The following is a 7635-nucleotide window of genomic DNA, read 5'->3' as shown; positions in this document are numbered from 1 at the left end:
GCCAACTTATTGCTGACCACCTCCATAGGAGGTGGTGTTCATGCAGGGATAAAAAAAGGGCCGGAAAATCCGGCCCTTAGGGATAAAAAATGAGTCAGATAATCAGGCGTAGCCGTAGCTCATCAGACGCTGATAGCGACGGTTCAGCAGATCTTCTTCGCTCAGAACATCGAGGTCAGCCAGATCGGCCAGCAGCTGCGCTTTCAGAGAGGCAGCCATGACTTCCGGATTACGATGCGCGCCGCCCAGCGGCTCAGGAATGATGGAGTCAATCAGCTTCAGTTCTTTCAGACGCGGGGCAACAATCCCCATCGCTTCGGCGGCCAGCGGCGCTTTATCGGCGCTTTTCCACAAAATGGAGGCACAGCCTTCCGGGGAGATAACGGAATAGGTGCTGTACTGCAGCATATTCACTTTATCGCCCACGCCGATTGCCAGCGCGCCGCCGGAACCACCTTCACCGATAACGGTGCAGATAACCGGGACGCTCAGACGCGACATTTCACGCAGGTTGCGGGCAATCGCTTCAGACTGGCCGCGCTCTTCCGCACCGACGCCCGGGTAGGCGCCCGGGGTGTCGATGAAGGTGATGATCGGCATTTTAAAGCGTTCGGCCATTTCCATCAGGCGCAGTGCCTTACGATAGCCTTCCGGCGCCGGCATACCGAAGTTGCGGCGAATTTTCTCTTTGGTTTCGCGCCCTTTCTGGTGGCCGATAATCATTACCGGACGCCCGTCCAGACGCGCAATCCCGCCGACGATAGCTTTATCGTCAGCATAGGCACGGTCACCGGCCAGTTCGTCGAATTCGTCGAAAGCCAGGCGGACATAATCCAGGGTGTACGGGCGACGTGGATGGCGCGCCAGTTGCGCAACCTGCCATGCACCAAGATCGGCGAAGATCTTGCGCGTCAGCTCTACGCTCTTTTCACGCAGGCGATGCACTTCTTCATCGATATTAATATCCAGTTTCTCATCCTGGCGGCTAACCGCAGTCAGAGAATCGATTTTCGCTTCCAGCTCTGCAATCGGCTGTTCAAAATCAAGGAAATTCAGACTCATAGTATTCCTGTATTAGTCAAACTCCAGTTCCACCTGCTCCGAGCCGATAAGGCCACGCAGATCGTTAAGTAAACGATCGCTCGGAGAGACGCGCCATGTTGCGCCAAAACGCAACCGCGCGCGTGCATCCGCCCTCTGATAATAGAGGTGTACTGGAATAGTTCCCGAACGGTGGGGTTCCAGAGACTGACGGAGTCGGTTTAAAAGCTGGTCATCAATTTGCCTGTCCGTCAGCGAGATAGCAAGCCCGCGAGCATATTTTTCCCGGGCTTCGTCAATGTCCATGACTTCACGAGCGGTCATTTTAAGCCCCCCGCTGAAGTCATCAAAGCTGACCTGTCCGCTGACGATAAGTATGCGGTCTTTTTCCAGCAGCTGCTGGTATTTATCCAGGGCGTCGGTGAACAACATCACCTCCAGACGCCCGGAACGGTCATCCAGCGTGCAGATGCCGATACGATTGCCGCGCTTGGTGACCATGACCCGCGCGGCAATAACGAGCCCGGCCGCCGTGGTCACTTTACCACGATCGGTCGGATGCATGTCTTTGAGTCGTACGCCGCCTACGTAGCGCTCGATCTCTTTCAAGTACTGGTTAATCGGATGCCCGGTCAGATACAGCCCCAGGGTCTCCCTTTCGCCATCCAGCACGACCTGTTCCGGCCACGGCTGGCAGCTGGCGTAGGACTGTTCAATTTGCTCAGGCTCTTCCGCCAGTACGCCGAACATGTCCGCCTGACCGATAGCTTCGGCTTTGGCGTGCTGATCGGCGGCTTTTAGCGCATCGCCCAGTGAATTCATTAACGCCGCGCGATGCGGCCCGAGGCGGTCGAAGGCCCCGGACATAATCAGTTTTTCCAGCACCCGGCGGTTGAGCTTTTTAATATCCGTACGCGCGCAGAGATCGAACAGTTCGCGGAAATAGCCGCCCTGATTACGGGCTTCAATGATCGCTTCTATCGGACCTTCGCCGACGCCTTTGATGGCGCCGATACCATAAACGATTTCGCCATCGTCGTTAACGTGAAAATGGTACAGGCCGGAGTTAATATCCGGCGGCAGGATTTTCAGCCCCATCCGCCAGCACTCATCCACCAGGCCGACGACCTTCTCGGTGTTATCCATATCCGCGGTCATTACCGCCGCCATAAATTCAGCCGGATAGTGCGCCTTCAGCCACAGCGTCTGATAGGACACTAAAGCATAAGCGGCAGAGTGCGATTTGTTAAATCCATAACCGGCGAACTTCTCTACCAGGTCAAAGATTTTAATCGCCAGTTCGCCGTCAACGCCGCGCTTTCTCGCCCCTTCTTCAAAGGTGCCGCGCTGCTTGGCCATCTCTTCCGGCTTTTTCTTACCCATCGCACGACGCAGCATATCCGCGCCGCCGAGGGTATAGCCGGAAAGCTCCTGGGCAATCTGCATGACCTGTTCCTGGTACAGGATAATGCCATAGGTTGGCTCCAGTACCGGTTTCAGGCATTCGTGCTGCCACTGTACGTCCGGATACGATATCTCTTCGCGACCGTGCTTACGGTCGATAAAGTTATCCACCATTCCCGACTGCAGAGGCCCCGGTCGGAACAGGGCCACCAGAGCGATCATATCTTCAAAGCAGTCAGGCTGCAGACGCTTGATCAGATCCTTCATACCGCGCGATTCAAGCTGGAAGACGGCGGTGGTTTCCGAACGCTGCAGCATGTCGAAGCTTTTTTTATCGTCCAGCGGGATAGCGGCGATATCCAGCGGCCCCTCGCCGTTCTTCTCGCGACGGGCGTTGATCATCTCCAGCGCCCAGTTAATGATGGTGAGCGTACGCAGACCGAGGAAGTCGAACTTCACCAGCCCGGCATATTCAACGTCGTTCTTATCAAACTGGGTAACCGGATGCTGGCCCGCTTCATCGCAGTACAGCGGGGCAAAATCGGTTATTTTGGTGGGCGCAATCACCACCCCGCCCGCATGTTTACCGGCGTTACGGGTGACCCCTTCGAGCTTACGCGCCATGTCGATCAGCGCTTTAACCTCTTCGTCCGCCTCGTAAATCTCCGGCAGCTGCGGCTCGGCTTCAAACGCTTTCGCCAGCGTCATACCCGGATCGGGCGGTACCAGCTTAGAAATGCGGTCCACAAAGCCGTACGGGTGGCCCAGCACGCGGCCAACGTCGCGGATAACCGCTTTCGCCGCCATGGTGCCGAAGGTAATAATCTGCGAGACCGCATCGCGACCGTACATGTCCGCGACGTGTTCAATCACCTGGTCGCGCTTCTCCATACAGAAGTCAACGTCGAAGTCGGGCATGGAGACACGTTCCGGGTTAAGGAAACGTTCGAACAGCAGGTCGAACTCCAGCGGATCGAGGTCGGTAATTTTCAGCGCATAGGCCACCAGCGATCCGGCGCCGGAACCACGTCCCGGCCCTACAGGCACGCCGTTATCCTTCGACCACTGGATAAACTCCATAACGATCAGGAAGTAGCCCGGGAACCCCATCTGGTTAATCACCTGCAGCTCAATATCCAGGCGTTCGTCATATTCAGGACGGCGTTTAGCCCGCTCATCCGGATCGGGGAACAGGAATTCCAGACGCTCTTCCAGACCCTCTTTGGATTTCTTAACCAGATAATCTTCGGTGGTCATATCCCCCGTCGGGAACTGCGGCAGGAAGTACTCGCCAAGGCGCACGGTCACGTTACAGCGTTTGGCGATCTCCACGGTGTTTTGCAGCGCTTCGGGAATATCGGAAAAGAGCTCGCACATCTCCTCTTCGCTGCGCATATACTGCTGCGGCGAGTAGTTGCGCGGACGCTTGGGATCGTCGAGGGTAAAGCCGTCGTGGATAGCCACGCGGATTTCATGGGCGTCGAAGTCGCCCGGCTCAAGGAAGCGAACATCGTTGGTCGCCACCACCGGTAGGCCGCGGGTTTCCGCCAGTTCTACCGCCGCATGCAGGTAGGGCTCTTCATCCTGACGGCCGGTGCGAATGAGCTCAAGGAAGTAGCAATCAGGGAAATGTTGTTCATAAAAATCAACGCACTGATCCACCAGCGCCATGTTTCCGCGCAGCAGGCTACGGCCCACGTCGCCCATGCGCCCGCCGGAGAGCAAAATCAGCCCTTCTTTTAATTCGATCAGCCAGTCGCGATCGATAATCGGGCCCGCCGCGCCGTAGCCGCGCTGATAGGCTTTGGAGATCAGCAGCGTCAGATTCTGATAGCCAACGTTGTTCGTCGCCAGTACCGTCAGCTGGCTCAGTTCATCGCCAAGCAGCTCGCTCTGGACGTGAAAATCTGCCCCTACAATGGGTTTAATTCCAGCGCCGTGCCCCGCTCCGTAGAACTTCACCAGCCCGCAGAGGTTGGTAAAATCAGTGATCGCCAGCGCAGGCATGCCGAGCGCGGCCGCCTTTTTTACCAACGGTCCGGTTTTCGCCAGGCCATCGATCATGGAATAGTCGCTGTGCACCCGCAGGTGTACGAAACGTGGTTCAGCCATCTTCAGATTCCGCGTTACTTGATTGCTTGCGTGTCGGTTCAGGACGCCAGGCCCAGCGCGCGTTTCACCGGGCCAAAGCTGCGCCGGTATTGCTCGATTACGCCATGTTCCAGCAGCTTTTGCAGATGAAAAGCGGTGGGATAACCTTTATGTTGCGCAAAGCCGTACTGCGGGAACTCCCGGTCCAGTACGGCCATTTCAGCATCGCGCGTCACTTTAGCCAGAATAGACGCGGCGCTGATTTCCGCCACTCGGCTGTCGCCTTTGACGACCGCCAGTGACGGCATCGGCAGCGGCGGACAGCGGTTACCATCAATAAGAACAAACTCAGGGGAAACTCGCAAACCGGCAACGGCGCGCTGCATGGCCAGCATGGTCGCGTGCAAAATATTCAGCTCATCGATTTCATGCGGCTCAGCGCGACCGAGGCTCCAGCACAGCGCTTTTTCTTTGATCTCGTCAAATAGCGCAAGGCGGCGTTTTTCGCTTAGCTTTTTTGAGTCGTTAAGACCGACGATCGGCTTTGCCGGATCGAGAATAACCGCGGCGGTCACCACCGCGCCAACCAGCGGGCCGCGTCCGACTTCATCGACTCCCGCAACCAGATGGGTATGCGGATATACGAATTCCATCATTTTGCTAACTCCAGTACGGCATCCGCCGCCTGCTCATCAGCATTGCAGCGGATCTGCTGATGCAGCGCGCGGAAGGTTTCATGCATATCGTGGCTGGTTTTTCCGTCGGCCAGCAGCGGCTTCAGCGCCTCGGCCAGCGCCTGCGGCTGGCATTCATCCTGCAGCAGTTCTTTAACCAGTTCGCGCCCGGCCAGTAAATTCGGCAACGACACATAGTCGGTCTTCACCAGCCGTTTCGCCAGCCAGAAGGTAAACGGCTTCATCCGATAGCCGACAACCATCGGACACTTAGCCAGCATACACTCCAGCGCAGCCGTGCCGGAGGCCAGCAGCGCGGCATCGCTGGCGATCATCGCATCGCGCGCCCGGCCGTCGAGCAGGTGGACGGCAAGATCAGGCGCCGTTTCCGCTTTGATGCGCTCGAACTGTTCCCGCCGCTTCGCGTTGACCAGCGGGACAACCACTTCCAGGTCGGGATAATGGTCTCGCAGGAGCTGCGCCGTTTTCAGAAAATCAGCGCTGAGCATCTCAACTTCCGCCCCGCGGCTTCCCGGCAGCAGCGCCAGGCAATGCACGTTACGATCGATCCCCAGACGGTCGCGCGCCGCGCCTTTATCCGGGTCCAGCGGCATCGCATCCGCCATCGTGTGGCCGATAAACCGGCAGGGAACGTTGAATTTGTCATAAAACGCTTTTTCGAAAGGCAGAAATGCCAATACCAGATCGGTGGATCTGCCAATTTTGAAAACGCGTTTTTGCCGCCATGCCCACACCGAGGGGCTGACGTAATGGATGGTTTTGATACCCTGCTTCTTCAGATTACCTTCGAGGGTGATATTGAAGTCAGGCGCATCAATGCCGACGAATACGTCTGGCTTAAGCTCGGTCAATCGACGGGTGAGATCGGCGCGAATATGCAGCAGACGGCGCAGGCGACCCAGCACTTCCACAATGCCCATCACTGCCAGCTCTTCCATCTCATACCAGGCTTCGCAGCCTTCCGCCTGCATCAACGGCCCGGCAACGCCGACAAAGCGGGCATCAGGTATGCGGGCTTTGAGCGCGCGGATAAGACCGGCACCAAGAATATCGCCGGAGGTTTCTCCGGCGACCAGGGCAATCGTCAGGGGACGCAATTCAGCCATTAACGAATCAGGCCGCGCGTGGAGCGGGCAAAAAAGTCGGTAAAGGCCTGCACTTCGGGATACTGCGCCGCCAGCTCGGCAATTTCAGCTTTCGCTTCGTCCAGCGTTTTACCGCTGCGGTACAGCAGCTTATACGCGTTACGAATCGCAGTGATCGCCTCACGGCTGAAGCCGCGGCGTTTCAGCCCTTCGATGTTGACGCCAAACGGTGTCGCGTGGTTGCCCTGCGCAATCACGAACGGCGGAACGTCCTGCGCTACGCCGGAGCAGCCGCCCACCATCACGTGTGCGCCAATAATGCAGAACTGATGCACGGCGGTCATGCCGCCGATGATAACAAAATCATCCAGCGAAACGTGGCCCGCAAGGGTCGCGTTATTGGCCAGAATACAGCGGTCGCCCAGCGTACAATCGTGCGCCACGTGGGCGTTGATCATCAGCAGGTTATCGCTGCCCACCTTCGTTAATCCACCGCCCTGTACTGTGCCACGATGAATGGTGACGCTTTCGCGGATGCGGTTGCGATCGCCAATTTCCACGCGGGTCGGTTCGCCAGCATATTTCAGGTCCTGGTTAACTTCGCCGATGGAAGCGAACTGATAGATCTCGTTATCGCGGCCAATTTTGGTATGGCCGTTGATGACAACATGAGATTTCAGTACGGTACCTTCGCCGATTTCGACGTTAGCACCAACAATACAAAACGGGCCAACGTGGACGTTAGCGCCAATAACGGCGCCTTCTTCTACAATGGCGGAAGGATGAATAAAGGCGGTTTTATCAATCACGTATCAGGCCTCCCGGCTACGGGCACACATCATCGTTGCTTCGCAAACCACTTTTCCGTCAACGGTTGCAACGCCTTTAAAGCGAGTCAGACCGCGGCGGGTTTTTTCAAAAGTGACTTCCATAATCATCTGATCGCCAGGCACGACCGGACGTTTGAAACGCGCTTCGTCAATCCCGGCAAAATAATACAGCTCGCCCGGTTCCAGTTTTCCAACGCTTTTGAATGCCAGAATGCCGGTGGCCTGGGCCATAGCTTCGAGAATCAATACGCCCGGTAAAATCGGCTTACCAGGGAAATGTCCCTGGAAAAACGGCTCATTTACAGAAACATTTTTAACTGCGCGTAGAAAACGACCTTCTTCAAAATCCAGCACGCGATCGACCAGCAGGAACGGGTATCGGTGAGGCAGAAGTTCCAGAATCTCTTCAATGTGCAGAGTATGAGTGTCAGTAGTCAAAATACTCTTCCTGTCTAAATATCCTAAAAGGCAATAATAACACGGCCTGCG

At 56.5% G+C, this 7635-nt stretch carries 6 protein-coding genes; all 6 read right to left on the bottom strand.

Translation table 11 applies throughout. From position 1 onward, the window contains the following. Positions 1 to 102: 102 nt before the first annotated feature. Genes accA through fabZ form a run of 6 tightly spaced genes read right to left on the bottom strand, consistent with a single transcriptional unit; the run spans position 103 to position 7584 of the window. The gene (gene accA / locus SIK97_RS02900; protein ID WP_004098771.1) at positions 103 to 1062 is read right to left on the bottom strand and encodes an acetyl-CoA carboxylase carboxyl transferase subunit alpha; all 960 of its coding nucleotides are present in this window, start codon (positions 1060 to 1062) and stop codon (positions 103 to 105) included. 12 nt (positions 1063 to 1074) lie between these two features. Then, a complete protein-coding gene (gene dnaE, locus SIK97_RS02895) occupies positions 1075 to 4557 on the bottom strand; it encodes a DNA polymerase III subunit alpha (protein ID WP_047724399.1) in 3483 nt (1160 codons plus the stop codon). A gap of 38 nt (positions 4558 to 4595) precedes the next feature. After that, the gene (gene rnhB, locus SIK97_RS02890; RefSeq protein ID WP_014228005.1) at positions 4596 to 5192 is read right to left on the bottom strand and encodes a ribonuclease HII; all 597 of its coding nucleotides are present in this window, start codon (positions 5190 to 5192) and stop codon (positions 4596 to 4598) included. Continuing rightward, positions 5189 to 6337, bottom strand: coding sequence for a lipid-A-disaccharide synthase (lpxB, locus tag SIK97_RS02885; RefSeq protein ID WP_025107387.1), 1149 nt, complete (start codon positions 6335 to 6337; stop codon positions 5189 to 5191). The genes rnhB and lpxB overlap by 4 nt, the downstream gene beginning before the upstream one ends. Beyond that, the gene (lpxA, locus tag SIK97_RS02880; RefSeq protein ID WP_032748064.1) at positions 6337 to 7125 is read right to left on the bottom strand and encodes an acyl-ACP--UDP-N-acetylglucosamine O-acyltransferase; all 789 of its coding nucleotides are present in this window, start codon (positions 7123 to 7125) and stop codon (positions 6337 to 6339) included. The genes lpxB and lpxA overlap by 1 nt, the downstream gene beginning before the upstream one ends. A 3-nt stretch (positions 7126 to 7128) precedes the next feature. After that, the gene (fabZ, locus tag SIK97_RS02875; protein WP_004098761.1) at positions 7129 to 7584 is read right to left on the bottom strand and encodes a 3-hydroxyacyl-ACP dehydratase FabZ; all 456 of its coding nucleotides are present in this window, start codon (positions 7582 to 7584) and stop codon (positions 7129 to 7131) included. Positions 7585 to 7635: the final 51 nt, after the last annotated feature.

The sequence above is a fragment of the Klebsiella sp. JN_Kp126 genome (assembly GCF_033843325.1).
GTDB classification, from domain to species: domain Bacteria; phylum Pseudomonadota; class Gammaproteobacteria; order Enterobacterales; family Enterobacteriaceae; genus Klebsiella; species Klebsiella michiganensis.
This window is presented reverse-complemented; position numbering and strand designations above follow the sequence as displayed.